This window comes from uncultured Croceicoccus sp., from assembly GCF_947496385.1.
Lineage (GTDB): Bacteria > Pseudomonadota > Alphaproteobacteria > Sphingomonadales > Sphingomonadaceae > Croceicoccus.
On sequence record NZ_CANMCP010000002.1, the window covers coordinates 129278 to 154586 of the forward strand.

Below are 25309 nucleotides of genomic sequence, written 5' to 3' on the forward strand. Positions count from 1 at the left end.
CCGCCTCACCGGCGGGCGGAATTCGTATCAGGCGGTGGCCGATGGCGGAGCATAAGGCGTAAAATCCACCGCCTTCAGCCCGAGCCAGTCGTTCACCTCCATCATGCGCGACATGAGCGGCTCGATCTCATTGAGCATGAAGACGTCGAGCGCCTTCTGCACATCACCGAACCCGCCATTGTTTTCGGGAATGATCGCGACGAGCTGCGGCGGCGTGCGATGGGCGGCCAGCATCTCGTCGCGGCTCACGCGCTTCACATTCAGGAATTCGTCCTTCGCCGCGACCTCGCTGATCGGGATGATCTTCACATCGTCTTTGCCACCCGCCGGCGCATGCAGGAACAGGTTGCGAAAATTGCCCGGTCCCTTCGACTGACGAAGCGCCTCACGCACCTGGTCGGCGTCCTCGTTGCTCATCCCCGCGCCCGAGGCGTAAAAGATGAAGCCCGCGTGGCTCCCGTTGAGATAATAGCGGCGCCGGAACAGGGTCGCGGCCTCGCCGAGTAGCCCGGCCTGCAGAGCCCCGAAGAATTCCGGCACGCCATAGATCTCCTGCGCCGGATGTTCCTGCAGCAGCTGGTGGACGTGGCCCGGCTCGAACGCATGTTCCTGGCGCCAACCCGGCACGAAGAAGAAGTGCCCCTCGTCGACGCCGCGCCGCATGTAGCGTGCCAGCGCATGGCGCAGCTGCATCGGGCGCCCGGCGAGATTGTCGCGGAGCTCGAGATAGCCATTGCCGAGGCTGAGGAAGTCGAGCGCCCATTTGCGAAAGTTCGCGCGGTCGAGCCAGCGCGACGGGACGAAGTGCTTCACCAGCAGGTTCACCTTCAGCCGGATGCAGCTCGCATGCGGTCCCGGCATGTCGAATGCGCGCGCAAGGCCGCATTGCGACACCGGCGGCACGTACCACCGGCCATTCGTGACGCTTTCGATATAGCCGAGCATGCTGGATCGATCGAGAACCGGCTCCGGCTCGCCGAAGCTGAAGGCGGTGACGCCGCGCTTGCCGTCCTGGTCGATCGTCGCCGTCGCCGCGGCCCGCTCCATCGCCTGGCCCTGCGCATCGTAAATCGTGACAGGCTGCGCCATCAAAAAATCTCCATCGTGGATTTCTGGCCCGCGGCGTCGCCGTCGAGCGGTTCGTTGAAAAGGACGTGCATCACCGCCCACGCGACATCGGCATGGCCGGTGTCCTCGCTGCGGGATGCGACATAGGTCAGCTGCTGGCCCGACTTCGTCAGCTGCGGCCGGATCGACAGGAAGCTGGCGGTGATGTCCTTATCGCCCGCATCGAACTCGAGCCGGCCGGCGCGGATGACGTTCTTCGCCTTGAGCACCATGAGGTTCTTCACCTGGGCTGAATACGTGATGCCGCGCGCCGCCGGGAACTTCGGCCGGATCAGCTGCAGCACCGCTGCGCCAACCCCGGTCGTATCGATGCCGATGTCCACCACGTTATAGCGGCCCATCATGTCCTCGATCGCGGCGGCCTGCAGTTCGAAATCACCGCGCAGCCGACGCTTGTCCAGCACGCGGAACGGCGCGCCCTTTTTCGTCGGCAGGGCAATCACGACGAGCGCGGCATCGTCGCCCTGCGCACTTTCCTGCGGATCGTAGCCGATCGCGACCTCGCCATCGCCGAACGGGCGCAGGCCATAGGGATCGAAATCGCGCCATTTGTCGTCGGCATCGACGCGGCAACGGTTGAGCAGCGCCATCGGAAAGGCCGATTGCGCATCGTCGACGAACTCGCACAGATAGAGATTGGCGAAGACGTCGGGCGACTTACGCCGTCGCAGATCCGCAATGTCGAACAGGTCGCATCCGCTGGCCGCCGCGTCCTCGATCGTGACGCGCTGCCGCCAGATACCATCGGCGCACAACACGCCGTCGCGCAAATCGTCGGCCGAATAGGCTTCGATCTTCGTCCAGTCCTTCTTGGGCTTGCCCTCGTTGAACCATTCGCCCGACCATTTGCGATAGGCGCCATGCCCGGTGCTCGATGGCGTCGAAAAATAGGTCTCGCGATATCGCTTCTGGCTCGCCATGCCGCTGGCGACCTCATCGATGCGTTCAAAATCCTGCGCCCAGAAACACTCGTCGTAATAGAAATTACCGTGTTCGCCCTGCGCGGTACGATAGTTCGCGCCGAGGAAGAATAGCGTCGGCCGTTCCAGCGGCTTGCCGTCCTCGTCATCGCCGCGATCGATGAGCATGTGCTCACCCTTCAGCATGACGCCGGTGACGCGGAACACGAACTCGATGATATAGCGGCGGAAGATCTCGGCCTGCCGGCGCGAAGCGGACAGGAAGATCTGGTTCCGCCCGGTGTCGAGCGCATCGATCAAAGCTTCGCGCGCGAAATACCAGGTCGCGCCGATCTGTCGGCTCTTCAGGATGAACCGGGTGCGCTGGTTGGCATTGGCCCACCACGTACCCTGGTATCCGAAACATTCCTTCTCGAACGCGGCTTTGAGCTGCGCGGCCATATCGGCATCGATCAGGTTGGGCCGCTTCGGCTTCTTCGGCCCGGCATTGCGATTGGCGACCTTGGGATTGAGATCGGCCTCGTTCCCGCTGTCGCGATAGCGGCGGCATCGTTCGAACCGCTCGATCTGGCGGCCGAGCAGGTCGATCTCCTTGAAGTCCTTCCCGCTCTTCTCCTCCTTCGCAACCAGCATCTGGTACCGGACCAGCACCGATTCCTCGGCCGCGCGGAGCGGAGGCGCTTCCTTCCACTTCTCGCGCTTGGCCCAGCTGGCGATCGTCGGGCGCGGGACCGGCTTCCCATCCTCGCCGCGGATGCCGAGCCTCTCGAGCTCGTCGACGATGTCGGTGATGCCCCACCCGCGCCAATAGAGCGAGCGCGCCTCTCGGCGTACGTCGGCATAGGCAGGTTGATCGAGGGGGGCGAGAAGCATGGGCGCCAGCTAACCGCACCGCTGCCGACCTTGCGCGCCCCTCTTGTTGTAACCGCCCCGTTTACAACACCCCCCGCTTGAACCTGACCCCGCATCGGTGCCCTTTCGCAAGCGATGAACTCGGCATGGCGCGTGCCCGCCTGCCGACCCCGAGCTTCGGCGCCCTGCCCCTCCTCTCGGGGCGTCGAAGCTCACCTGACAACGGAGCTCGCGACCATCATGCCCAAGCGTTCGAAATTCTTCTGCATCGCCGTCGAAGGCGCCACCTGCGATGGCCGCACGCTCGATCGCAGCGCGCTCGAAGAGATGGCCGAAACCTACGATCCCAAGACCTACACGGCGCGGATCAACATGGAACACATCCGCGGCTTTTCCGCCGACGCGCCCTTCAATGCCTATGGCGACGTCGTTGCGCTCGAGACCCGCGATGTCGAGATCCAGCTGGGCGGCAAGACCGAGACGAAGCTCGGCCTGTTTGCGCAGATCGATGCACTCGACACGCTGATCGAATTGAATGGCAAGGGCCAGAAGCTGTTCAGCTCGGTCGAGCTCAATCCGAACTTCGCCGGCACCGGGAAAGCCTATCTCCAGGGTCTCGCCGTCACCGACAGCCCGGCTTCGCTCGGCACGGAGGTCATGCAGTTCGCGGCGAATGCGTCCACCAACCCCTTTGCGGAGCGCAAGGTCGAAAAGGGCAATTTCTTCTCGGCCGCGCACGAGGTCACCGAACTCGAGTTCTCCGACGCCCAGGCGGAGCCGTCTGAGACCGCCGCTCTGGTGAAAGAGGCAAAAGGCCTGTTCGCGTCGATGAAGCAGTTCTTTGCAGGGCAGAGCGATCCCAAGTCTGAAGAAAAGCCCGAACAACCCGAACCGGCAAACGATAATATCGCCGCCTTCAACGCATTTGCCGATGGCATGAACAAGCTGGCATCGGCCGTCGAGAAGCAAGGAAAGGATCTTACCGCCAGCATCACTCAGCTGCGCGGCGATCATGACGCGCTCAAAGCATCGGTCGAGAAGACCGACAAGGGCGGCGCGCAGCGCCCGCTCGCCAGCGGCCAGAACGCGAACTTCGCCCGCACCGACTGCTGATCCCCGCCTTCTCCCCCGCACTTCTCTCCCGACAGGACCGCCCCTATGCGCAACGAAACCCGTGCCCTCTTTTCCGCCTATGTCAGCCAGATCGCCCTGCTGAACTCGGTACCCGACGCCACCGTCCGCTTCGCCGTCGATCCGTCGATCGAGCAAAAGCTCGAGGAGCGGATGAAGGAATCGTCCGAGTTCCTGAGCGCGATCAACATGGTGCCGGTCTCCCAGCAGGTCGGCCAGACCATCGGTCTCGAGGCCACGCGCACCATCGCCGGGCGTACCAACACCGCCGGCGGCAATCGCCGCAATCCCACCGACCCGACCGGCAATGAGGAGCGGAACAACTACCATTGCCGCCAGACCAATTTCGACTGGGCGCGCAGCTATGCCGCGATGGATGCTTGGCGCCACCGTCCCGACTTCGAAACGAAGCTGCGCGACGCGATCCTGAAACAGCAGGGCCGCGACCGGATCATGATCGGTTGGCACGGCACCCATGCCGCTGCCGAGACCGATCGCGTGGCGAACCCGATGCTTCAGGACGTCAACGAAGGCTGGCTGCACAAGATCCGCAACCGCGCGCCGGAAATGGTGATGTCGGACGGTGATCTCACGGTGATGTCTGATGGAGAGGCAAATCCGGCGCTCGATGCCATTTACGTCAAGGCCGGTGCTGAACTCTACGATGCGAGCCTCGAAAACGCGGTCAATGCGGCGGCGGACTATTCCTCGCTCGACGCGCTGGTTCTCGACGCAAAGCGGCTGCTTCCCGAATGGCACCGCGGCGATACCGATCTCGTCGTCATCGTTGGCCATGACCTGGTCGACGACAAGTACTTCAACATCGTCCAGAACGCCGGCGCCCTCGCCACCGAGGTCGAGGCCGCCGATCGCATCATCCGCTCGGACAAGCAGATCGGCGGGCTTCCCGCCGTGCGCGTGCCGTTCTTCCCGGCCGATGGCATCCTCATCACCCGGCTCGATAACCTCGCCATCTATATCCAGGAAGGCACGCGCCGCCGGCAGCTGAAGGACGAGAGCGAATATGATCGCATCGCCAACTACGAAAGCGTGAACGAGGATTACGTCGTCGAGGATTACGAGCTCGCCGTGCTGGTCGAGAATATCGTGATCGGCGCCGCCCCGGCACGCCCCGAACCCGCCCCCGCATAACCCCAATCGCTGACACCCCGGCCCGGCATTGATCCGGGCCGGGCCACCCTTTCCGACAGGACCGCCCTTCGATGACCAGCCTCGCGATGCGACACCGCGCCCGGACCATGGCGCAAAAGCGTGCAGCCCCTGCCGCCAAGGCCGCGCCGCGCCGCGCCGATCGCGCCGAGAGCGATTACCAGATCCGGCTTGCCGAGCTGGGCGAAGATCTGCGCGGGCTGAAAGACATGCAATCGATCGAGGCGAAAATCGCCCGCAAGGCCGAGCTGCTGCCCAAGTATGACGACTGGGCCGAAGGCGTGCTCGCCGCCGCACGCGAGGCCGAGGACAAGAACCAGATGGTGCAAAGCGATCGCATCCTGGTGCAGACGATGATCTGGGCGATCGACACCGCCGACGAGGCCCGCGCCCTGCCCCGAGCGCGCTGCGTATTGCGGCACGGCATGGAACTGCCCTCGCGCTTCGAACGCACGCTGGGCTGCATGATCGCCGAGGAATTTGCCGAGACCGCGCTGCGCGCCATGACGAGCGATAGCAACGCCGTGCCCGAAACGCGCCCGCTCCTCGAGATCGCCGAGCTGACCGAAGGCGAGGACATGCCCGACCAGGCACGCGCCAAGCTGCACAAAGCGATCGCGATTGCGACCCTGCGCGCCGCCGACGCGGCCGAGGCGGGCGACAAGTCCGGCGATGGCCCCGCCGGCGGGAAAAAGGCCGCACTGGATTTTGCGCTGCGCCATGCGCGCCGCGCCCTCGCGCTCGATGACAAATCGGGCGTGAAGAAGCTGATCGAACAACGGGAGCGGGAGGCCATCAAGCTGGCAGCCGCGAACGACGAATGAAAGGATATTCGATGCTGATCTTGCTGTCTATTTTCGCACTTTTGCTGGGTGCATACCTTTTTGGAACGGCTGCGCTCATCGCAGATCGATCGCGAAATTCTTGGCTCAACCACTTTGCCACGCGCCAACCCCGATCAATTTTCGAGACGCGAAAAGCCGGTCTCGCCTGAAATTCGCGGCCCGCCGGCCGCACCGACCTCGCCCCACGGCGCTCGGGGGCGGAAGACGAAGGACGGAGCAGGCTTGCCTGCCAAACCGCATCCTCTCGCGCTTCCCCACCCCCGAAAACCTTGACCGCTCGAAAGGAGCACCATGTCCGGCTTCGTTGCCCGCCCGCCGTCCGAAACGGCCCCGCTCCCGGCGGCCGACCTGGTCGCGGGCGATGCGTTCTGGCCGGGCGTATCGATTGCCGGCTTTCGCGACGCGATGAAGTTCGGGCGCAGCGCAGTCAACGATGAGCGCGTGCGCGATGCCCTGCGCGGCGCCATGGTCCATGTCCGCCGCGAACTGCGCATGTGGAAGCTCGCGCATGTTCTCGCCGGCGCCACCACGCTCGCAGCGATCGATACGGAAATGATCGACGGCGAACCGGCCTCGGTCCTGCTTTATCGCCGGGCGGTGTTCTGCACGGCCGCGGCCGATCTTGCCGAAACGCACCATGACGTCAGCGCCACGGCCGATGGCCGCAGCCGCATCGATGACGAGGTCACCGCAGCGGACGAGCTGCGCCGCAACGCGACCCACGCGATCCGCGACATCATCGGCGTTACACGCACGACAGTCGAGCTGATCTGATGAAAAAGGCGATCTTGCTCCTCGCTGTGGTTTCGTGCTGCGCGCTCATTTTTCTTTTCGCTGTCCTCCTGGCGTTTCTCCTGGCCCCGATTTCCGCCTTGGCGGCATTCACCCGCACCTTGGGCGAAGACATGGGTTTCGCTTTTGAACTGACCTCACAATTCTGGCGGGATTGGACCTGATGCGGGTCCATTCGATCCAGGGCGACACGGTCGATCTCGTCTGCTGGCGCGAGCTGGGCAGCGAACGATCGGTGAGCGCCGTGCTGGCCCGCAATCCGGATCTCGCCGCGCTCGGGCCGGTGCTGCCGGCGGGCACACCAATCGACCTGCCCGATACGCCGACCGTCACCGCGCCGACCATCAAACTCGTCCAGCTTTGGGATTGACCGAACGATGACACAGGAATTCTTCACTGGCTTCACCGCTCTTTCGGTCCTCGGACTGATCGGCGGGGGTCTGCGCTTTGCCTGGAAACAGCTGACGGGCCGCATCGACAAGCGCGGCGCCGAACTCGATGCGCGCGAAAAGGCGTTCGAGGAAATGCGCGACAGCCGGATCCGCGTGCTCGAGGCCGAGGTCGCGCGCATGGGCGAGCAGATGCAAAAGATCATGGAAACGGTCAGCAAGCAGCGCACCGCCATCCACTTGCTGGTTTCGAAAATCGCCCGCGACGAACCGGCCGCTCCCGAGCTGGCGCATGTGCAGGTGCTGCTGGGCGAGGAGTTCCCTGGCATCCTGCGCGACGCGCGCATGACCGGCATCCCGCCCTACAACTTCACCGACGACGCCCAACCAGTGCCGCAGGAGGCCTGACCCATGAAGCTTTCGCCGCACTTCAGTCTCGCGGAATTCACGAACAGCGCCACCGCGCGCCGCCTCGGCATAGCCAACGGCCCGACCCTCGATCACATCGAGGCGATGGGGCATCTGAGCCGCGCGGTGCTCGAACCCGTGCGTGAACAGTTCGGCCGCCCGGTGCGCATCACCAGCGGCTATCGCTGCCCCGCGCTTAGCCGCGCCGTCGGATCTTCAGCCCGATCGCAGCATTGCAAGGGGCAGGCCGCCGACTTCGAGATCGCCGGCGTCTCCAACCTCGCTGTCGCGACATGGATCCGCGACAATTTGCGCTTCGATCAGCTGATCCTCGAAAACTACGTCCGCGGCGATCCCAACTCGGGCTGGATCCATTGCAGCTATCGCCCCGATCGCGCGCGTCATTCGGTGCTGACCTATACCCGCCGCAAATATTGGAAAGGGCTGGTCGCATGACGCTGCCGCCCCTCCTCGCTCGTATCGTGGCCCGCGTCGGCCTGACCGGCCTGCTGCTGGCAATCGCAATCTTTATCGCCGCGTTTCAAAGCGTGCAGCTGGGCGGCATGCGCATCGGCCCGATCGCGGTCGAAGGCTGGCGGCCGAAGGCGATGCGCCTTGCTCAAGAGATGAAGGACGTTGCCGCCGCCCAGGACGAAGCCTCCGCCCGCGCCCGCGCCGAACATGCCCGCGCCGAAACCGCCTATCGCCAACTCGCGCAAAGGATCGATGACAATGCCGATGACCAGACCTCGCAAGCGATGGCTGCTGCCGATCGCTACATTGCTGCTCACCGCGTGCGGGCCAAAACCGCTGACTGTCCACCCGGCGGAACCTTTACCCCCGCCAGCGATCGCGGCGCCGGACACGCTGAAGCAGCCGGTCGATCGCCCCAGCTGGATGCGCCCTCTGAGCCTGATGATGGAGGCATGGTGGTCGTAAGCGCCGCCGACGTGCGGATCTGCACGTCGAACACGCTGCGCGCCGAAGCCGCGCGCGATTGGGCAATTTCGCTCGAGGCGATGCACTGAGCCATGCGCAAGCACGACACCCTACGCGCGGCGCTCACCGCCGCCTTCCCCGATCTGACCCGCGATCCGCAGGCGCTGTCGATCTATATCGACAAGGGCCGCATCGCCGCCCGCGCAGGGCCTGGCGGCGCCTACCGGGCTACCGGCTTCGAATGGCGCTATACCGTGAATGCCGTGCTGCTCGACTTTGCCGGCGATCCCAACCATCTCGCCGTCACCGTGCTCGAATGGATCCGCACCGCGCAGCCCGAACGGCTGCAGAACCATAGAACCGGCGACGAGGCTTTCAGCTTCGAGGTCGATATCCTCGATGATCAGAAGGCTGACATCGCCATCACGATCGAGCTGGACGAAGCGGTCGACATCGCCGCCGATGGCACCATGACCTATCGCGACGAACCCGATATCAATCCGCCGTTCGATGGCGTACCGCCCGAAACCTCGCTCGATGCCATCACGCTCGGCGGCGCAGGCCTGTTGCCATGAGCTTTTCGAACAAAAGCATGGAGGCCTTCGCAGAATATTTTGAAGAAATGCTGTCGGACCTTAGTCCCGCCCGGCGCAAGGTCATTTCAAAAAAGGTGGGGCAGCAGTTGCGTCGCTCGAATCAGGGCCGCATCCGCAAGAATGTCGAGCCGGACGGCGGCGCCATGGAGCCGCGCAAGCAGAAATACAGCATGACGCGCGGCGGCAAGAAGATCCGCAGCGGCAAGATGTTTCGCAATTTGCCCAAGGCGAAATACCTCCGCGTCTATCCGGAACAGGACGAAGTCACGATCGGCATCGGCAACCCCCTGGCGAGCCTGCATCACTACGGCAAGGAAATGACCATCGGTCGAACCAAATCCGGGGCGCGGGTGCGGCACAAATATGCGGCCCGCCGCCTGCTAGGCTTCGATGATGAGGATATCGGCAAGATGACCGATACGCTGCTCGAATGGATGAGCCGGGATTAAGTGCGGAAACCTGTCTCGTCCAGTGCCCGGCGATATTCGGCCTCATCGATGAGGCCCAGCTTGTAATCTTCCTCGATGGCGGCGCGCTCCTCGCGCCGCATCTGGCGATCGAATTCGCGGGCTGATTCGGCATCCTGCGCCTTTTCGTGAGCGATACGATCAGGATGCTTGCGCAAAACGGCGACTATCGCGACCATCACGAAGATGATGATAACCGCCCACCCGGTCCAGAAAATGCCCAACGCCGTGGCAAAGGCCCAGATTGGTACGCCGAGGACGCCGGGCATCCCATCACTATGCCGCAATTCCATGATTATCGTGGCGATGGGCACGCCGATCCAGCATCCCAGGACGATTAACTCCCACATGGCTACGTATCCCGCTCTATCGCTGTCGCTACGAGACGGCGGATAGCTTCGGCGCGGGAGGGGATATCGGCTTGCTTGCGCCGCCAATCGTCGAGTTCCGCAATCCAAGTTTCAGTAGCGCGCATTTCGAAGCGCACGGAAAGGAGTTCTTCAGCCATAAAAGTTACGTAACACCCATTGACAAGGGGGTCAAGGTTACGTAACTAGTGGTGACAGGCCGAGGGGAAGCAGCAACTTCCCACCCGACCCTAACTCGAACCGAGGAACTGACTCATGGTCCAAGCTGCTTTCTTCTCTACATCACCACGCCTGCCTGCCGCCACTGTTTTTCGCGGCCCCTTCGGCAACCCGCGCAATCACACGCACGATCTGACCACCGCGGTTGCGCGCCTGTGCCGCAACGCCCGCTCCGACCTGTTCGACATGGCCGCCGATTGCCTCAACCATGATCTGGACGAACACGCGATCCAACTGGGCATCGTCCGCCGCGAATTGCGCCCCGCGATCCACAGCTGCGAAATCGGCGACGGTGCCCGCTTCGAACTCGAAATGCTGCTCGATCATATGGATGCGACCGCAGCGACGCTTACCCATTTCGACCTCGATGATCTTGGCGACCTTTATGGCAATTGGGAATTGCGCCTCGCCGCCATCCTGCTGGCCGACATCGACGGCGGGAGGATCGTGGCATGACCGGTCCGCAGAACGTTAATTATTACCTCGTCTCCGATGCGCAGATGGCGGGTCTTGACGATACCCGCTTGGCAATCCTCGGTCTCGCGCAGCTTGTATCGGGCGGCGAATGGAACGAACCGATCGTCGAAGTGGAGCGACCGCTCCTGCGTACCCTGCTGGAGCGACTGGCGGAAGGCATCAAGATCAATGCCGACCCCGAAGCCGTCGATAACATCTGGCTCTCGACCGAGGAGTTGCAGGATATGAAACGCCCCGCCCCGGGCGAGGAAAAACGATCAAAAATGTAAAGTCAGACTTTACAAAACACTTGCGCAAAAGCGTATAGTATGACAATACACTATGCATGGAAATCGAGACCATCCGGCATAAAGCGCTTCGCAAATTCGTCGAAACCGGCAAGGCGAAAGGCCTGATCGAACCCGCGCGTATCCGCGATATGATCGCCTTTATTCTTGCGGCAACCGATTTCGATGCCTTGGGTACGCCGCCGAATTTCGGTTTCCACCCGCTGACTGGAGACCGGGCGGGCACCTTCGCGCTGACGGTGACCCGCAATTGGCGCATGACTTTCATCAAAACCGGTGCCGACAGCATCGCCGATCTCGATCTGGAGGATTATCACTGATGGCTATCAAGATTCACCCCTCGATCTTCGTCCATCCCGGCCCCTGGCTGGCGCGCAACGCGATCGAACCCTACAAGATGACCACGACCGCCGCCGCAGAGCATCTGGGCGTCACTCGCGCAGCGCTGAGCGCCCTATTGAACGGTCGCGCGGCCTTGTCGGCGACGATGGCTTTGCGGTTCGAAAAGGCGTTCGGCCTGTCGGCGGAAACTTTGCTGCGCATGCAGATTTCGTATGACCTAGCACAAGCGGAGGAACGCCGAGATGATCTGGCCGTCGCACGCTTGCCTATGCCTGCCTAGACCGAAGACGCCCGCTCTGTTGTAAACCGCCCCCCTACAACAACAGCCGCTCGCCGCCCCTGCCATCCCTGCGCGATAGCTGGCGGCCATGCCCGCCTCGCCATCTTCCAACGCACTCGACCTGTCCGCCCTGCCCGCGCCCGACACGCTGGCGGCACAGGATTTCGAGGCGATCCTCGGCGACGCGATCGCCGATCTGCAGGCACGCTGGCCGCAGTTCGACACGCCGGTAGACAGCGATCCGGCGGTCAAGCTGCTGCAGGTGGTGGCATGGCGCGAACTGCTCACCCGTCACGCGATCGACGATGCCGCGCGCTCGACCATGCTGGCCTATGCGCGCGGCGGCAATCTCGACCAGATCGGCGCGCTGCTCGGCGTTTCGCGGCGCATGCTTTCCGCCGCCACGGCCACCGAACCGGCGGTCATGGAAAGCGATGACGAGCTGCGCGCCCGCATCCAGCTTGCGCCCGAGGCTCTGCCCCATGCCGGCGTCACCGGTGGCTTCTATCGCGCGCGTGCGCTGGGAATCGCGCCGGCGCTGAAGGATGTTGCCGCGATCAATCGCGGCGGCGGGCGTGTCGATATCATCCTCCTCGGCCGCGATGGCGATGGCGACGTGCCCGCCGATATTGTCGCCGATGTCGCCGCTGCCTTTGCCGAGGATGACGCGGTGCAGCTCACCGATATCGTCTCGGTGCGCGGTGCGACGATTCTGCCCTATGATGCGGAGATCCGCCTCACCATTGCGCGCGGTCCAGATCCGACGCTGGTGCGCATCGAGGCGGAACGCGCGGTGCGCGCCTATGCCTCACGACGCCACGCGATCGGCCGTACCGTCTACGCGCAGCAACTGGCTGCCGTTGCCAGCGTCGGCGGCGTCGAACATGCGACTTGCCCGCTGGCCGATATCGTCCCTGGCGACGCCGGTGCGGCCTGGCTGCGTAACCTCATGATTACGGTCGACCGGGCATGATCGGCACGGCCCAGATAGCCGGCCCGCTGCTGCCGCCGAACGCGAGCGGCTTCGAACGCGCGTTCGAAGATGCAACCGCCGCGCGCGCCGCGCTGCCTGTCCATCTCGTCCGCGACGTGATGGATCCGGATCGCTGCCCGGCGGATTACCTAGGTTTCCTCGCGTGGCATTATTCCATCGACCTGTGGGATGATGCCTGGCCCGAGGCGAAGAAGCGCAATGTCTGCCGCCATGCGCTCGCCCTGCACCGAGGCAAGACGACGCTTGCCGGCATTCGCGCCCATCTCGATCTCGTCGATGTAAAGCTGGTGCGCGCGATCCGCCCGCCGGCACGCGGCTTCCTGCGCGGCGCGATGAGCGAGGCACAGCGTGGCGCATGGCGGGCCGACCTACCTCAGATCCGGCTCTACCCTTTCGCGCACCGTGGCATCGCTCCGCGCGCCCATGGCTTCTACACCGGGCCGGGTGCGCGGCGGCAATTCCACGGCGGCGGCAGCTTCGCCGAGGTCACTCTCGCGATCGGCACTGGCGACGGCATCGCCCTGGGCGGCCTTTCCGGCGAGGCGCGCTCGATCGATGCCCCGGCGAAGCCCGTCGCATTCCATCGCCACTCGCGCGGACCGATGCTCTACGGTCGCCGTGCCACTTTCTATGACCGCGGCGAAGAGCAAGACATCACCTTCGCCGATATCGAGGGCGGCACCATCACCCGCGTCTTTCTGGCCAACGCGCGCTCACGCCGCAGCTGGCATGGCAAAGGGCATGGGACAGGATTCCTCACCCATAGCCGCGCCGAACTTGGCATCGTCACCATGCGCGCTGACGCCGATGCACAGGCACTGGCCGCGACGCGCGGCATGGCACCGGTCGACGTCCGACCGCAACGCATCGCGCAGCCCCGCATCGCGCCTGCACCCCGCGCCTTCTTCGGGCGGCAGCATCACGGCCGCATCGGCTTCCTCATGCGCAGCGCCGCGCCGCTGTTCCTCTATGACCGCATCGCCCTCCACGCGCCGGGCCGCATGGGCGCGCGGCGCCGCGCCCTGTCCTGGCACGGACACGGGCGCTTCGGCATCGATCCCTATTCGGCCGAGCTGAAGCTCGCCGTGCCCATGCACCGCCCCCGCCGCCGCTCGGGCCGCTGGCACCGCGCCGGCTTTCGCAAGGCGGCCGACATGACCGCGCTTGCAAAGGCGATCGAGGCCGTCGGCGTCTCCAGGGCGCTCCGGGATACGATCCGCCTCGACACCACCAATCATCGCCGCGCCGCCTTCGCCAGCGACCTGCGCTTCGGCGACTTCACCTTCGGCCAGCTCAGAAAGGTCTAACATGGAACGCCGCACGATCTTCCGCGACGGGATGGACAACGATCCCGCCGACTACAACAATCTGCAGGATTTCGCGCAGAGCTCGTTCGACCATATCGTGGCCGATGCGGTCACGCCGGAACGCAAGTTTGCAGGGTTCAAGGCCGCCGCCACCGGTGTCACCACCGTCACCGTACAGCCGGGCCGGCTCTATTCTGGCGGCAAGGTGTTCGACCGCGCCGCCGCGTTCGAGAAGGACTTCACCACCTCCCTGCCGCTCGCGACCCGCAAGATCGTCAGCCTCGTCGCATGGGGACAGGAAGTCGAGACCGACCAGCGCCCGCGCGAGTTCCTGATCAACGAGGAAACCGGCGCATCCGAACCGCGCGTCGTCGCCATGGAGCGCGCGCGTATCGCCAATATCAACACGGTCGCGGGCGAAGAAAACGCGGACCCGACCGCGCCGATCGTCGGCGCCGATGTCACCGTCGTCGCCCAGATCGTGCTTACCCCCGCTGGCATCGAAAGCGTCACGATGAATGCGGCCAATGCGCTCGACAGCGTGCAATCCTTGAGCGGCCGCACCGCGCGGATTGAGGATTTCCGCGCCCGCGCCGAACCGCAGATCGGCTCGCTCGCCTCCGACATCTCCGCCCTGGCGAAGGGGCAGCGCGGTCTCGTCGGCGCCGATACCTATGGCCGCTCGCTGCTACGCCTCGCAACGCTCGAGGAAGAGGTCGGCATTCCCACGGCCGCCGTCGATTCCGCCGCCGATTTCTTCCTCGATGAGGAAAGCACCGACACCGCCTTTGCCGGTTACGATGCCATGGTCGAGGATGGCGTGCGCTTCCCCAATGCCAGCACTGCCAAGAGCGAGTTGCAGATCTTCGATGCTCTCAATCCTCGCGCCCGGCTTGTCGGCGGTACGCTGTTCCCGGCCTACAACCGCGTAAAGCGCTTTGCGCTGACGAAGCGATCGGGCGAGGTGCAGGTCTCGACCTATTCCTACGGCACCTATGATTTGGTGCAGAAGAAATCGACCCGCTCCCGCCTGCGCACGGGGCCGAAGCGAACGGTCAGCACGAGCTCGATCTGGTGGCAGTCGGGCAAACAAACCGACAATTTCCTTTTCGAAAAGGACGGCGAGAAATTCGTCGTCTACAATGGCTTCGACGTGCGCGGGGGGCGCGCGACGACTGCCCGCATCGCCCAGTTCTGGGGCGATCGCGTCGAAGAACCCTATTGGGAAACGGTCAAGGTGCCCCATGTCGCGCAAGGCGCGCAGGTGGCCGAGACCTGGCTGCAGGCGAATGACATGTGGCTCGACGCTGTCGGCCTCACCTTCACTCGCCTCGCTGCGGCCGGGTCTGTCACCGTCGCCATTTGCGAAACCGATCGCGGCCTGCCGCTGCTCGACAAGGTGATTTCCAAGACCACGATCGAGCGCGCCGACCTCAAGCTGAACGAAGAGACGATTGTGCCAGTGCAGCCTGTCTTCCTTTCGGGCGGCAGCAGCTATGCGATGGTCATCATCACCTCGGCCGATCACTGGCTCGCCACCGTCCAGGGCAGCGAATATCCGCAAGGCACGTTCTTCTATGTCATCGACGGCGTGTTTCAGCAGGGCGATACCTCGCGCGATATCATGTTCTCGCTCCATGCCGCCGACTTCGGCGCATCGCGGGCCGTCATCGATCTGCAACCGCTGCAGCTGGCGGGCGGGATCTCCGACATCGATATCCTCACCGAAAGCATCGTGCCCGGCGCATGTCAGCTCACATACGAAGTGCAGATCGCCAATGCCTGGCATCCGCTCGATCCTTCGCTGGACCTGACGCCGGGCGGCGTAACCTCGCCGCTGCTTCCCCTGCGCGTCGTGATGAACGGCACACCCGATGTCATGCCCGCCCTCACCCTCACCGGCTCGCAGGTAAAGGTGTCCTCGTCCAAGACCAGCCTCCTGCATGTCTCGAAGCCGCGCCCCCTGCCCGGCGCAGGATCGTCCACGGTGCGCGTCATCGCCCGCCTCGAATATTTCGACGAGGCCGCACACGATGCCGGCTGCACCCTGCTGACGGGCGCTGGCTATGCGACGACGCGCACCGCGAATTCTTACGTCGATCGCATCGCCGAGGATGGCGCGATCGAGCGGACGTGGATCTTCGATCTCGGCAGTGCGGTCACGTCCTACCGCATTCGCCTGACCGGCGCGGCCGCCAATCCGCTCGACCTGTTCCACATCGCCACCCGCAAGGATTACGCGCTTTAAGGAGACCGGCCGATGGCCAACACCTATCAGAAATCGTCGTCGGGCTTTTACAGGGTCGGCTTGTCAAAGCCCTTCGAACGCCGCGGCTTCATCTACAAGCCGGGCGCGAAGATTGCCGTCGATCAGGAACTGCTCGATGCAATGATCGCGGATGGGGCGGTGGACGATGTCACTCCCCTCTGAGATCGACTTCGCGGCTGACCCGGCTGCATCGCCTGAGCGCATGAACCGCATGTCGGGCTATTTTCTTGCCCGGCTCCGCGCGCTCGAAGCGCTGCAGCCCGATCTCGCGGCCGTCATCAACGAGCTGCGCACCATCGGCTTCGAACGGCTGACCGAGGCGCTGCAGCCGATCTTCGAGCAGGTGCTCGCGATCGAAAGTGAAGTGCGTGCGCTCGAGGAACGGTTGCGCGAGGAAGGCGCGTTCGATCCGCTACTGGTCAAGGATGCCAACCTTGGCGACCTCGTCGACGTGGCGGCCGCGCGCGCCAATCTCGGTCTCGGTTCGGCTGCGCTGGCCAAGGCAACCGATTTTGCCAGGCCCGATCTGTCGAACGTCGCCGCCGACCTGCGCACGAATCTGGGTTCGGTCTCGCTGCTGTCGGCGCCTGCGACCAGCGCGCTCGACTTTGCCAAGGCGCAGGTGTTCCGCATCAATGTCGCCTCCGACATTGCCATCACCTTTGCCAATCCGCCGGCGGCGGACCGCGCGCTCACTGCTGTCGTTCACCTGTCGGGCGCCAGCCTTGCGACCCGCATGATCAGCTGGCCCGCGCCGGTAACCTGGTCGGACGGCGCCGCCCCCGTGATCGAGGGCACCGAAATGTGCATCGTCCTGTTCTGGACCGGCGCCAAATGGCTGGGCACCGTGGGGCCGCGTGCATGATCGAGATGTTGTTGGCGACGGGCACGCCCCCAAGTGGGGAAGCTGTTTTTACGGCGGCTTCTCTATCCCGGCAATGGACGGTTCCGGAAGGAGTGCGCAGAATTTCCGTTGTCATGATTGGCGGGGGCGCCGGGGGCTACTGCGGCCCTTATCTCAAGGGCGGCGGGGGCGGCGGCCTGTTGTGGCACAATGATCTTCCGGTAACGCCCGGCGAGGTTCTGACCATCAATGTCGGAAGAGGCGGTCCGACCGACTACGGAACATCAGCCACGTATAACGCTACTCGTTCGGCCGGAGGTGAAACATCCCTGCGCCAGAACGGTCAGCGCATTTTATATGCGACCGGCGGATATGGGACATCCGGCGGCACAAATGGCGCCACTGCCGGCGTTGCCGGTGCCTCTGGCGGCGGCTCTGGCGGGAGCGCCAGTTCCGGCGGCGGCGGCGCCGGCGGCTATTCCGGGAATGGTGGCGATGGCGGATCATCGGGAACGCAGTCAAGGCCGGGCACAGGAACAGCGGGCAGCGGAGGCGGCGGCGGCGGCGGCGGCGGTCACTACGGCAGTGTGTATTCTGCCGGCGGCGGCGGTGTTGGCCTGTATGGTGAAGGCGCGTCGGGGATCGGGGGCTCCGACACCGCCGCGCCGGGCGGCGGTGGATCGGGCGGTGAAAAAGGCGGTGCTGGTTCGTCGCGCGGCGGCGCAGGCGGCAGGTTCGGCGGCGGCGGCGGTTGCTCCACCAGCAGCAGCGATACCTTCGCTAAGGGCGCGCAGGGCGCACTCCGCATCGTTTGGGGTCAGGGACGCGCCTTCCCTTCAACCAAGGTCGATGAAGCTTCCAGCCAGACTGTGGAGATCTATTGATGCAGCTTATCCGCACCCGCGATCGCCGCTTCCCCTGCACGCTTGCCGATCTGCGCGCCGAGTTTCCTTCCGACAGCTTCCCGCGCGAACCGTCGGAGGCCATGCTCGCAAAGCGCGGCTATGCGATCGTCCATCCTACGACCCGACCCGACGGCGACGTCGTTGAGGAAGCCGCAGCGCCCGAGCTCGTCTCCGGCCGCTGGCAACAGGCGTGGACGGCTCGCGACTTCTCTGACGAAGAGCGCGCACAAATGGCGGAACAGGCGCGCGCCAATTTCGAAGCCGCGCTGATCGCAGAGCGCGAACGCCGCCTCGCGGCAGGCTTCGATTACGACTTCGGCGATACGCGCGGCACCCATCGAATCGGCACGGCCGAGGCGGACATGCATGCGTGGAGCCGCGACGTCACGCCCTACGCGCAGGCACTCGCCGGTACCGGCGATGATACGACCCGCATCGCCATCGTCACCGACACCGGCCCGGCGGCGGTCACCGGGCGCGAATGGCTCGAAGTGCTGAAGGCGGCCGCTGCCGTTCGGCAACCCATCTATCACCGCTATTTCGAATTGCTCGCAGGCGATCCCGCCATCGACGTCTCGGCCGATGAGAACTGGCCATGACGCGCTGGCTGGTCTCGGTCTGCGGCGCGTGGTCGCAATTCTGGAACGCGGTCTGGCGCGGCAATCGCGACCAGACATTCTCAGGCCGAAGCTGGGAAGCGAAGCTGCGCGGCATCTGGTGGGGCCGCTTCGCGGTCGCCACCATCGATGCCCTGTTCTTCTTCGAGCCCGACCATTGCCGCGTCAGCTTCGAAAGCGACGACGAACCCACCTACGCTCGCGAGGATTGAGCCATGCCCGAGACCACCCTTGTCCAGAACCTCGACGAGCTGACGGACATCAACGAGGTCGACAGCCTGCCGATCGGCGTCGGCGCGACCGCGCTACAACGCATGCCGCTCGGCACGCTGCGCGACTGGCTGCTCGCCGGATTGCCAACACCGCGCGATGGGGAGGACGGCACAGGGTGGCGCGCGGGTAAGGGACCGCCGCCGGCGGAGCTCGGCCGCAATGGCGATTTCTATCTCGATCAGGACGCCGCCGCGATTCATGGCCCCAAGGTGGAAGGCATCTGGCCCGCCGGCGTACCGCTGAAGGCCAAAACAGATCCGGAATTCATCGGCCAGGTCACGATAACCGTGCCGCCGATCGACACGCTCGACAGCGACAGCATCCCTGTTCCGGTGCCGGGCGCAGAACTCGGCGATATCGTGATGGGCTTTGCCGTCTCGACCCCGTTGCTGGGCCTCGTTGCGACGCCGCAGATCACCGGCACCGATGAGGCGACGCTGTGGTTGTTCAATCCCACCGGCCGCACGGTCGATCTGGGCTTGTGCACCATCCAGATTACGGCGCGCAAAGGGGACCGCGATATCCCCGAGGTCGGCCCTGAACTCGCGGCCTTGAGCATCGACCAAACGACGGTCAACGAGGGCGTCGCGGCGATGATCCCGATTATCGGCGCTACGCAAGGAAGCGATATCGCGATCGCCGGCGAAAGCCCGGCATGGCTCGCTATCGAGCCGGGCTTTCTGGCCGTCAACGGCGACAGTGTCGCTGGCGACTATCAGATCACGCTGACCGAGACGCTGGCCGGTTCGCCAAACAGTCCGCGCGACACCGTTGTGAACCTCACGATCGCGGCGGTCAGCACCGATCTCGTGACGAATGGGACGTTCGACGGACTGGCACCGTGGAATAGCAACATCCCCGCCAATGTCACGATATCGAACGGTGTTCTGAGCATCCAGCGCAGCGGGGCCGTCCCCTATGTATTTCAAGCCGTGAACCTGATCGAAGGTCAGCAGTATCGGTTGCAGGTTGATCGGCGCAATCCGAACGGAGATAATTCCGAAGCTCTCTTCGTGATGAAAGAGACGATTAATCCAAATTCAACGACCTTCGCGTCGCACCCGACCGCATATAACGGTTCCACATGGCGCACGGATTTCATCGACTTCACCGCCCGCGCGACGAACGCGGTGCACTTCGTGGTGGGCCGTGAGAACGGATTCGCCCAATTCGATAACGTCTCGATCAAGCCGCTTGCCACACCGGCCCCCGCTCCTGCCCAGGAGAGCGTGGAGGCCGGCGCCTATTCCATCCAGGCCAACACGCAACCCAACGACAGCGGGACGATGGATGGCGGAGCCTACTCAATGAATTATACGGAGAATTGAACATGGCCGAGCGTTCTGTATTCTATCGCAAGAAGGGTGAAACCGCTTGGAAAAGAGCGACCGGACCCGCGACCGGCTTTGCCATCAAGCGGCTTCCCGCCGAAATCAAATATGAAGTCGATATTGGTGACGGCGTCATCAAAGAGGTCACGACCCGGCTTCCGAACATTGGCGAAAAATGGACGCCCGACGTGTTCCCCCGCCATCTGTTCTGCGCGTTCTATGCCGAAGATTTGCCGGATGGGAAGGTCGCGGAATGGGTGCCGCGCGGGCTGGTCGGCAACGACTACGACACACTGCTTTCGCCTCGCATCGGCTATCAGACGAACGAAGCGTTGCAGCCGACGAAAACAGCGGACGGCGTAGTCTTTGCGGAAAACAGCGGCCAGTTTCTTTTTCAGTCCGAGGAAACCAGCAGCGCGCCTGTCATGCGTTGGTTCATGCCTGTGTTCAAATTGAACAAGGCTCCGGTGGACGATGGGCACATCTTTTCGATCAATTACACGCACAAGATGCCGCGCGTTTCGGTAGTGAACGGCAAGGTCCGTTCGCAATGGGACGGGCAAGAACGCGACTTCGACCAAACGACCGGCCTTCCCCTTGCCGGATCGGCGGGCAATCGCCGTGACAATTCGTTTATCTCGGATTGCGACGGCCCGGTTTTTGACGACACGCGCTGGAACATCTCGCTTTCGCATCGCCGCAACGGCAAGACGTTCAGCCGGCTTAACGGCGTCCCTCATTCGACGCATAGTGCCCCTGACAAGCGGTGGAATTGCGTACGCAAGCTTGGCATACGAACCATCATTGGGCCGTTTCAGTCCACCACCAATAGCAAGGTGACCCTGAAATATCTGTTCATGGGTCAGGGCGAATTGTCCGAGAAATTCGAGCGCAAATTGGAGGCGTGGGTTGCTTGGGACGTTGGGCAGCAAGCCAGCCTGCCAACCAACCATCCTTACCGGACAACGCACCCTGTCGTCGAAGCGGACGACTTCGATGAAATGTTCCGCCTCGCCAAGACCGATTGGGATGCGTGGCGAACTGAAACCGCGACATTTCTTGCAGACGACACCAAGAAATACGCAAATCGGGGCGGGCCTTCGCTGCCCTTGACCGACTATACTCGCGTCTTTTTGGACGATTTTCGTATCTGCACGGTGGCCGACAGTTCCGTCTATCGCACAGACGAACGGGGGCAATGGTTTGGGCCGGGATGGAACCCCGCGATCGGCGGTGACGCCGGGGGACAGAACCCGCAGATGATAACCTTTTCGAGCGAGAACCCCTTCACGCCGGAAATGATACGCTGGAACGGCCCGCGAAAGAAGCTGCAACTGTTGCAGCGGTGGTATCCCGACGTGGCCCCCGATGCAGTTCCGCCGCCCGAAGCGGACATTCCGATTCAGGATCCCCAACCGGACGTGTCAAAAGGCAAGATCCTTTCGACGGCCATATTCACAACGGACAACAGCGGCTTTGGTCGCTCGTTCAAGGGCGGCTATGTCGTCCGCGCCCGCACGAAGATGGACCACTGGTCGGACCCGAAGGCTGATCTACCGGCCTTGTTCTGGGCGCTGTGGGGTTATGGCACTCGCACGCTCGAATGGGGGCACGAACATCGTATCGAGTTCGACTACTGGGAAACCGAAGGGTGGAACGCGGCCTATCTGAACGGTGCGGTCAATCACGTCCACGAAACCAATTGGAGTTTCGTCGAGGACCGGTTCTCATCGAACAAGGGGCACGCTGGCAGTCTGACGGACTCGAACGGGTGGCCTGCGAATACGCAATATCGAGGATGGGACGGGAAATGGGTCACTTGGGAAATCCGCGTCGATCCTGATTTCATCTATATCAACATCTGTCTCGACAGCCCTGAATCGGTCACGGATCGGAGCGGCATGGTCGAACTGTTCCGTTTCCCTACCTCTCCGATGCACTTACAGCCTTTCAACGTCATCGCCAACACATGTTCCCGCGTGACGCAGGCGAAAGAATATGGCGGGCATTTCCGGCGCGTTTCGCAGAAGGTCGATTGGGACGGGAACAAGCTGTGGCTCGACGGGAACGGCGCCGAAACCACGACCAATACCGGCACGCCTGCGAAAGAATGGGCCATCATCCGTTACTGGCTTGATTGGGTCGAGGTATTGCAGCGCAATGAAATCGTCTATCCGGCGACAGCGCCCGCGCCGTTCACGGCGCGTCCGACCCTCACGAAGGCCACGCGGACCTTCACCTGCGATGCGAAGCTGCCGAGCGTGTCACACATCGAATATCTATGGCACATCGACGGCTATCCGGTCGGCGGCAAGCATGGTGCGTCTTACACCGTGCCTGACGGCATGACGGGCAACGTGAAATGTCTCGTACAGGCGGCGGGGGCGATGAACCAGCCCGAAGCCTGGACCGATCCGGTCAGCCTATAGCAAGTCCACGATAAGGCCCCCGCTTGTTGTAAATGGCACGGTTACAACAAGCGGCCCGCGCTTTTGAAGGGGCGGCCCGGCAATGTGCCGCGTCATGGCCAGCCATCCCTTCCCCTTCGACGAAGAGCCGATCGACACGGCCGCGCTGCTGCGCGTCGGCACGATCGCGGCCGTGGATCTCGAGGCCGGCCTGGTCAAGGTGGCGATCGGCGAAATCCGTACCGCGCCCATCCCTTTCTCCGCCGGACGGCAGGGCAAGACCCGCATCTGGTCGCCGCCCAGTATTGGCGAACAGGTGCTGCTGCTCTGCCCGGGCGGCGATATCGCGCAGGGCATCGCGCTGGGCGCTATCGCCCAGAACGCCTTTCCCCTTGCGGGCGACACGCTGCGCGAACTGATCGCCTTCGATGACGGCGCGCAACTCTCTTATGATCCGCAAGCGCACACCCTCGCCTTCGAACTTCCCGCCGGTGCCACGTTCCGCATTGTAGCGAAGGGCGGCATCGCGATCGACGGCGATGTCGAACTGTCGGGCAAGCTCACCGCCACCGGCGATATCGTCGCGGACGGAATCAGCCTGACCGACCACCGGCACAAGGACGTGCAGGCGGGCGCCGCGCTCTCGGGCAAGCCGCAATGACCGGCCTCGATGCCGGAACCGGCCGCGCGATCGACGGCGTTGAATGGCTGGCGCAGGCCGCCGCCGATGTGCTGTTCACGCCGATCGGCACGCGCGTCATGCGCCGCGATTACGGTTCGGCCGTGCCCTCGCTGCTCGATCAGCCGCTAAACGAGGCAACCGCCCTCCATCTCTACGCGGCGACCGCCGATGCGCTGCGCCGCTGGCTCCCGCAACTCACCCTCACGCGCTGCCATCTCGAACTGGGCGAAGCGGGCAAGGCCGCGCTCGTCATCGAGGGCCGCCGCGCCGATGTCCCGCAACCCAACAGCTTCACCCGGCTGACCCTGCCGCTCCCGCGCCTCAACTGAAGGAACCCTTCCCATGCCCTTTTTCCATGGCATCAAGGTCAATGAACTCGCCGCCGGCGTTCGCGCGCTGCAATCGGTCGCCACCGCCGTCATCGGTCTCGTCGCCACCGCCGACGATGCCGACGCGGCCGCGTTCCCGCTGGACCGCCCGGCACTCGTTACCGATATTCGCGCCGCTCTTGCCAAGGCCGGAACCACGGGCACGCTGTCCCATGCGCTCGCCGCCATCACCGATCAGGCCAGCCCGGTCATCGTCGTCGTTCGCGTGGCCGAAGGCATCGATGCCGCCGACACCGAAACGAATGTCATCGGCGGCGTCACCGATGGGCAGTTCACCGGGATCGAGGCGCTGCTCGGCGCCGAAGCGGCGCTCGGCGTGCGCCCCCGCATCCTCGGCGCGCCCGGCCTCGATACGCAACTGGTCACCGATGCGCTGGTCACCGCGGCGCAGAAACTGCGCGGCTTCGTCTATGCCGCGGCGCAGGGCACCGATGCTGCCGCCGCCGTCACCTATCGCGAAAATTTCGGCGCACGCGAACTTATGCTGATCTGGCCCGATTTTGCCGGCACCGATGTCTTCCCCGGCGATGCGGTCGCGCGCGCCATGGGCCTGCGCGCCCGCATCGATGAGGAAACGGGCTGGCACAAGACGCTGTCGAACGTCGCGATCAACGGCGTTACGGGGCTGACGAAGGACGTGCACTTCGATCTTCAGGACGCGAGCACGACCGCCGGCGTTCTCAACGCTGGCCATGTGACGACGATGGCGCGCATGAACGGCTATCGCTTCTGGGGCAACCGCACCTGCGCGGACGATGCGGCATGGGCGTTCGAAAGCACCGTCCGCTCGAGCCAGGCCTTGCAGGACACGATCGCGCAGGGGCTGGTCTGGGCGATCGACAAGCCGCTCAACCCGCACCTGGTCCGCGATATTTCCGAGACCATCAATGCCGAGTTCCGCCGCCTCCAAGGTGAAGGCCGGCTGATCGGCGCGGAGGTGCTGCCGCTCGACATGGCCGCGAACACCGCCGCCTCGCTGGGCGCGGGGCAGCTCGCGCTCGATTACGAGTTCACCGTGCCCGCCCCGCTCGAGGGGCTGACGCTGGGCTAGCGCGTGTCCGACCGCTTCTACGCCAGCCTCGGCGATCAGCTGAACCGCATCTGATCTGCCGCCTGCGGCCCGCCTGTCATCCAAGGAGTTTCCGACCATGCTTCCCGCCAAGCTGAAACAGTTCAACGTCTTCAATGACGGTGCATCCTACCTGGGCATCGTCAAGCAACTCGAGCTGCCCAAGCTCGCCATGGCGTCCGAGGAATATCGCGGCGCCGGCATGCTCGCGCCTGTCGATGCCGACATGGGCCTCGAAAAGCTGACCATGTCGGCGACCTATGGCGGCCTCGTCGTCGGCGTGCTGCGCCAGTTCGGCCTGACCCGGATCGATGGCGCCATGCTGCGCTTCGTCGGCGCCTATCAGGCTGACGATGCCGGCGGCCCGGTCGCGGCCGAGCTGGTCGTGCGCGGCCGCCATACCGAGATCGATCCCGGCTCCGCCGAGGCGGGCAGCGACACCGAATGGAAGGTCGCCTCCACCCTCACCTACCTCAAATGGACGATCGCGGGCCGGGTCGAGGTCGAGATCGACGTGCTGAACTGCGTCTACCGGGTCGGCGGCAATGACCGCATGGCCGACATCCGCGCCATCATCGGCGGCTGATCGCCGCGCCCCTCGCCCCCAATCA

At 64.1% G+C, this 25309-nt stretch carries 33 protein-coding genes; 29 read left to right on the forward strand and 4 right to left on the reverse strand.

All coding sequences use genetic code 11. The annotated features are described in order from the left end of the window. Positions 1 to 27: 27 nt before the first annotated feature. Positions 28 to 1089 carry a phage portal protein gene (locus Q0897_RS04245; protein WP_299307765.1) on the reverse strand — a complete coding sequence of 354 codons (1062 nt, stop codon included), beginning with the start codon at positions 1087 to 1089 and terminating at the stop codon, positions 28 to 30. Beyond that, positions 1089 to 2921: a terminase family protein gene (locus Q0897_RS04250; protein ID WP_299307766.1), complete on the reverse strand. Its 1833-nt coding sequence runs from the start codon at positions 2919 to 2921 to the stop codon at positions 1089 to 1091. The genes Q0897_RS04245 and Q0897_RS04250 overlap by 1 nt, the downstream gene beginning before the upstream one ends. Positions 2922 to 3140: 219 nt before the next feature. On the opposite strand from Q0897_RS04250, the gene Q0897_RS04255 reads away from it, so the two are divergent. The 11 genes from Q0897_RS04255 to Q0897_RS04305 all read left to right on the forward strand — a co-directional run bounded on the left by Q0897_RS04255 (position 3141) and on the right by Q0897_RS04305 (position 9619). Next, positions 3141 to 4013 (forward strand): GPO family capsid scaffolding protein, encoded by an 873-nt coding sequence (locus tag Q0897_RS04255; RefSeq protein ID WP_299307767.1) that lies wholly within the window; start codon positions 3141 to 3143, stop codon positions 4011 to 4013. Positions 4014 to 4058: 45 nt separating this feature from the next. Next, positions 4059 to 5183: a phage major capsid protein, P2 family gene (locus Q0897_RS04260; protein ID WP_299307768.1), complete on the forward strand. Its 1125-nt coding sequence runs from the start codon at positions 4059 to 4061 to the stop codon at positions 5181 to 5183. Between the two features lie 71 nt (positions 5184 to 5254). After that, positions 5255 to 6025: a phage terminase small subunit gene (gene gpM, locus Q0897_RS04265; RefSeq protein WP_299307769.1), complete on the forward strand. Its 771-nt coding sequence runs from the start codon at positions 5255 to 5257 to the stop codon at positions 6023 to 6025. 312 nt (positions 6026 to 6337) lie between these two features. Beyond that, positions 6338 to 6820, forward strand: coding sequence for a head completion/stabilization protein (locus tag Q0897_RS04270; protein ID WP_299307770.1), 483 nt, complete (start codon positions 6338 to 6340; stop codon positions 6818 to 6820). Next, positions 6820 to 7002, forward strand: a complete 183-nt coding sequence (locus Q0897_RS04275; RefSeq protein ID WP_299307772.1) for a hypothetical protein — start codon at positions 6820 to 6822, stop codon at positions 7000 to 7002. Before Q0897_RS04270 ends, Q0897_RS04275 begins: the two co-directional genes overlap by 1 nt. Next, positions 7002 to 7208, forward strand: a complete 207-nt coding sequence (locus tag Q0897_RS04280) for a tail protein X (protein WP_299307774.1) — start codon at positions 7002 to 7004, stop codon at positions 7206 to 7208. The genes Q0897_RS04275 and Q0897_RS04280 overlap by 1 nt, the downstream gene beginning before the upstream one ends. A gap of 7 nt (positions 7209 to 7215) precedes the next feature. Further along, positions 7216 to 7635: a hypothetical protein gene (locus Q0897_RS04285; protein WP_299307775.1), complete on the forward strand. Its 420-nt coding sequence runs from the start codon at positions 7216 to 7218 to the stop codon at positions 7633 to 7635. A 3-nt stretch (positions 7636 to 7638) separates the two neighbouring features. After that, a complete protein-coding gene (locus Q0897_RS04290; protein WP_299307777.1) occupies positions 7639 to 8091 on the forward strand; it encodes a D-Ala-D-Ala carboxypeptidase family metallohydrolase in 453 nt (150 codons plus the stop codon). Further along, the gene (locus tag Q0897_RS04295; RefSeq protein WP_299307778.1) at positions 8088 to 8663 is read left to right on the forward strand and encodes a hypothetical protein; all 576 of its coding nucleotides are present in this window, start codon (positions 8088 to 8090) and stop codon (positions 8661 to 8663) included. The genes Q0897_RS04290 and Q0897_RS04295 overlap by 4 nt, the downstream gene beginning before the upstream one ends. Before the next feature lie 3 nt (positions 8664 to 8666). Beyond that, on the forward strand, positions 8667 to 9149 hold the full coding sequence (locus Q0897_RS04300; protein ID WP_299307780.1) for a phage tail protein: 483 nt from the start codon (positions 8667 to 8669) through the stop codon (positions 9147 to 9149). A gap of 17 nt (positions 9150 to 9166) precedes the next feature. Beyond that, on the forward strand, positions 9167 to 9619 hold the full coding sequence (locus tag Q0897_RS04305) for a phage virion morphogenesis protein (RefSeq protein WP_299307781.1): 453 nt from the start codon (positions 9167 to 9169) through the stop codon (positions 9617 to 9619). Here Q0897_RS04305 and Q0897_RS04310 read toward each other — a convergent pair. Further along, the gene (locus Q0897_RS04310) at positions 9616 to 9987 is read right to left on the reverse strand and encodes a hypothetical protein (protein WP_299307782.1); all 372 of its coding nucleotides are present in this window, start codon (positions 9985 to 9987) and stop codon (positions 9616 to 9618) included. The genes Q0897_RS04305 and Q0897_RS04310 overlap by 4 nt on opposite strands. Before the next feature lie 2 nt (positions 9988 to 9989). Further along, complete coding sequence (locus Q0897_RS04315; RefSeq protein WP_299307783.1) at positions 9990 to 10145, reverse strand: hypothetical protein; 156 nt, start codon at positions 10143 to 10145, stop codon at positions 9990 to 9992. A gap of 115 nt (positions 10146 to 10260) precedes the next feature. Between Q0897_RS04315 and Q0897_RS04320 the strand changes: the two genes are divergently transcribed. The 18 genes from Q0897_RS04320 to Q0897_RS04405 all read left to right on the forward strand — a co-directional run bounded on the left by Q0897_RS04320 (position 10261) and on the right by Q0897_RS04405 (position 25284). Beyond that, complete coding sequence (locus Q0897_RS04320) at positions 10261 to 10680, forward strand: hypothetical protein (RefSeq protein ID WP_299307785.1); 420 nt, start codon at positions 10261 to 10263, stop codon at positions 10678 to 10680. Continuing rightward, a complete protein-coding gene (locus Q0897_RS04325; protein WP_299307786.1) occupies positions 10677 to 10970 on the forward strand; it encodes a hypothetical protein in 294 nt (97 codons plus the stop codon). Before Q0897_RS04320 ends, Q0897_RS04325 begins: the two co-directional genes overlap by 4 nt. 56 nt (positions 10971 to 11026) lie before the next feature. After that, positions 11027 to 11308, forward strand: a complete 282-nt coding sequence (locus Q0897_RS04330) for a type II toxin-antitoxin system RelE/ParE family toxin (RefSeq protein ID WP_299307788.1) — start codon at positions 11027 to 11029, stop codon at positions 11306 to 11308. After that, positions 11308 to 11610: a HigA family addiction module antitoxin gene (locus Q0897_RS04335; RefSeq protein WP_299307790.1), complete on the forward strand. Its 303-nt coding sequence runs from the start codon at positions 11308 to 11310 to the stop codon at positions 11608 to 11610. Before Q0897_RS04330 ends, Q0897_RS04335 begins: the two co-directional genes overlap by 1 nt. 88 nt (positions 11611 to 11698) lie before the next feature. After that, positions 11699 to 12583 carry a baseplate J/gp47 family protein gene (locus Q0897_RS04340; protein ID WP_299307792.1) on the forward strand — a complete coding sequence of 295 codons (885 nt, stop codon included), beginning with the start codon at positions 11699 to 11701 and terminating at the stop codon, positions 12581 to 12583. Continuing rightward, a complete protein-coding gene (locus Q0897_RS04345; RefSeq protein ID WP_299307794.1) occupies positions 12580 to 13911 on the forward strand; it encodes a phage tail protein I in 1332 nt (443 codons plus the stop codon). Before Q0897_RS04340 ends, Q0897_RS04345 begins: the two co-directional genes overlap by 4 nt. Position 13912: 1 nt before the next feature. Further along, complete coding sequence (locus tag Q0897_RS04350; RefSeq protein WP_299307795.1) at positions 13913 to 16159, forward strand: hypothetical protein; 2247 nt, start codon at positions 13913 to 13915, stop codon at positions 16157 to 16159. A gap of 12 nt (positions 16160 to 16171) precedes the next feature. After that, positions 16172 to 16342, forward strand: a complete 171-nt coding sequence (locus Q0897_RS04355) for a hypothetical protein (RefSeq protein WP_299307797.1) — start codon at positions 16172 to 16174, stop codon at positions 16340 to 16342. A 40-nt stretch (positions 16343 to 16382) separates the two neighbouring features. Further along, a complete protein-coding gene (locus tag Q0897_RS04360) occupies positions 16383 to 17045 on the forward strand; it encodes a hypothetical protein (protein WP_299307799.1) in 663 nt (220 codons plus the stop codon). Continuing rightward, positions 17042 to 17908, forward strand: a complete 867-nt coding sequence (locus Q0897_RS04365; protein ID WP_299307800.1) for a glycine-rich domain-containing protein — start codon at positions 17042 to 17044, stop codon at positions 17906 to 17908. Before Q0897_RS04360 ends, Q0897_RS04365 begins: the two co-directional genes overlap by 4 nt. Further along, positions 17908 to 18528 carry a hypothetical protein gene (locus tag Q0897_RS04370; RefSeq protein WP_299307801.1) on the forward strand — a complete coding sequence of 207 codons (621 nt, stop codon included), beginning with the start codon at positions 17908 to 17910 and terminating at the stop codon, positions 18526 to 18528. The genes Q0897_RS04365 and Q0897_RS04370 overlap by 1 nt, the downstream gene beginning before the upstream one ends. Next, positions 18525 to 18758 (forward strand): hypothetical protein, encoded by a 234-nt coding sequence (locus tag Q0897_RS04375; RefSeq protein WP_299307802.1) that lies wholly within the window; start codon positions 18525 to 18527, stop codon positions 18756 to 18758. Before Q0897_RS04370 ends, Q0897_RS04375 begins: the two co-directional genes overlap by 4 nt. Before the next feature lie 3 nt (positions 18759 to 18761). Beyond that, on the forward strand, positions 18762 to 20147 hold the full coding sequence (locus Q0897_RS04380; protein ID WP_299307803.1) for a hypothetical protein: 1386 nt from the start codon (positions 18762 to 18764) through the stop codon (positions 20145 to 20147). A gap of 2 nt (positions 20148 to 20149) precedes the next feature. Beyond that, a complete protein-coding gene (locus Q0897_RS04385; RefSeq protein ID WP_299307804.1) occupies positions 20150 to 22579 on the forward strand; it encodes a hypothetical protein in 2430 nt (809 codons plus the stop codon). 94 nt (positions 22580 to 22673) lie between these two features. Then, positions 22674 to 23219 carry a phage baseplate assembly protein V gene (locus Q0897_RS04390; protein WP_299307806.1) on the forward strand — a complete coding sequence of 182 codons (546 nt, stop codon included), beginning with the start codon at positions 22674 to 22676 and terminating at the stop codon, positions 23217 to 23219. Beyond that, complete coding sequence (locus Q0897_RS04395; protein WP_299307808.1) at positions 23216 to 23569, forward strand: GPW/gp25 family protein; 354 nt, start codon at positions 23216 to 23218, stop codon at positions 23567 to 23569. The genes Q0897_RS04390 and Q0897_RS04395 overlap by 4 nt, the downstream gene beginning before the upstream one ends. Before the next feature lie 13 nt (positions 23570 to 23582). Next, a complete protein-coding gene (locus Q0897_RS04400; protein ID WP_299307809.1) occupies positions 23583 to 24680 on the forward strand; it encodes a phage tail sheath subtilisin-like domain-containing protein in 1098 nt (365 codons plus the stop codon). Positions 24681 to 24777: 97 nt separating this feature from the next. Then, the gene (locus Q0897_RS04405; protein WP_299307811.1) at positions 24778 to 25284 is read left to right on the forward strand and encodes a phage major tail tube protein; all 507 of its coding nucleotides are present in this window, start codon (positions 24778 to 24780) and stop codon (positions 25282 to 25284) included. Positions 25285 to 25309 lie beyond the last annotated feature (25 nt).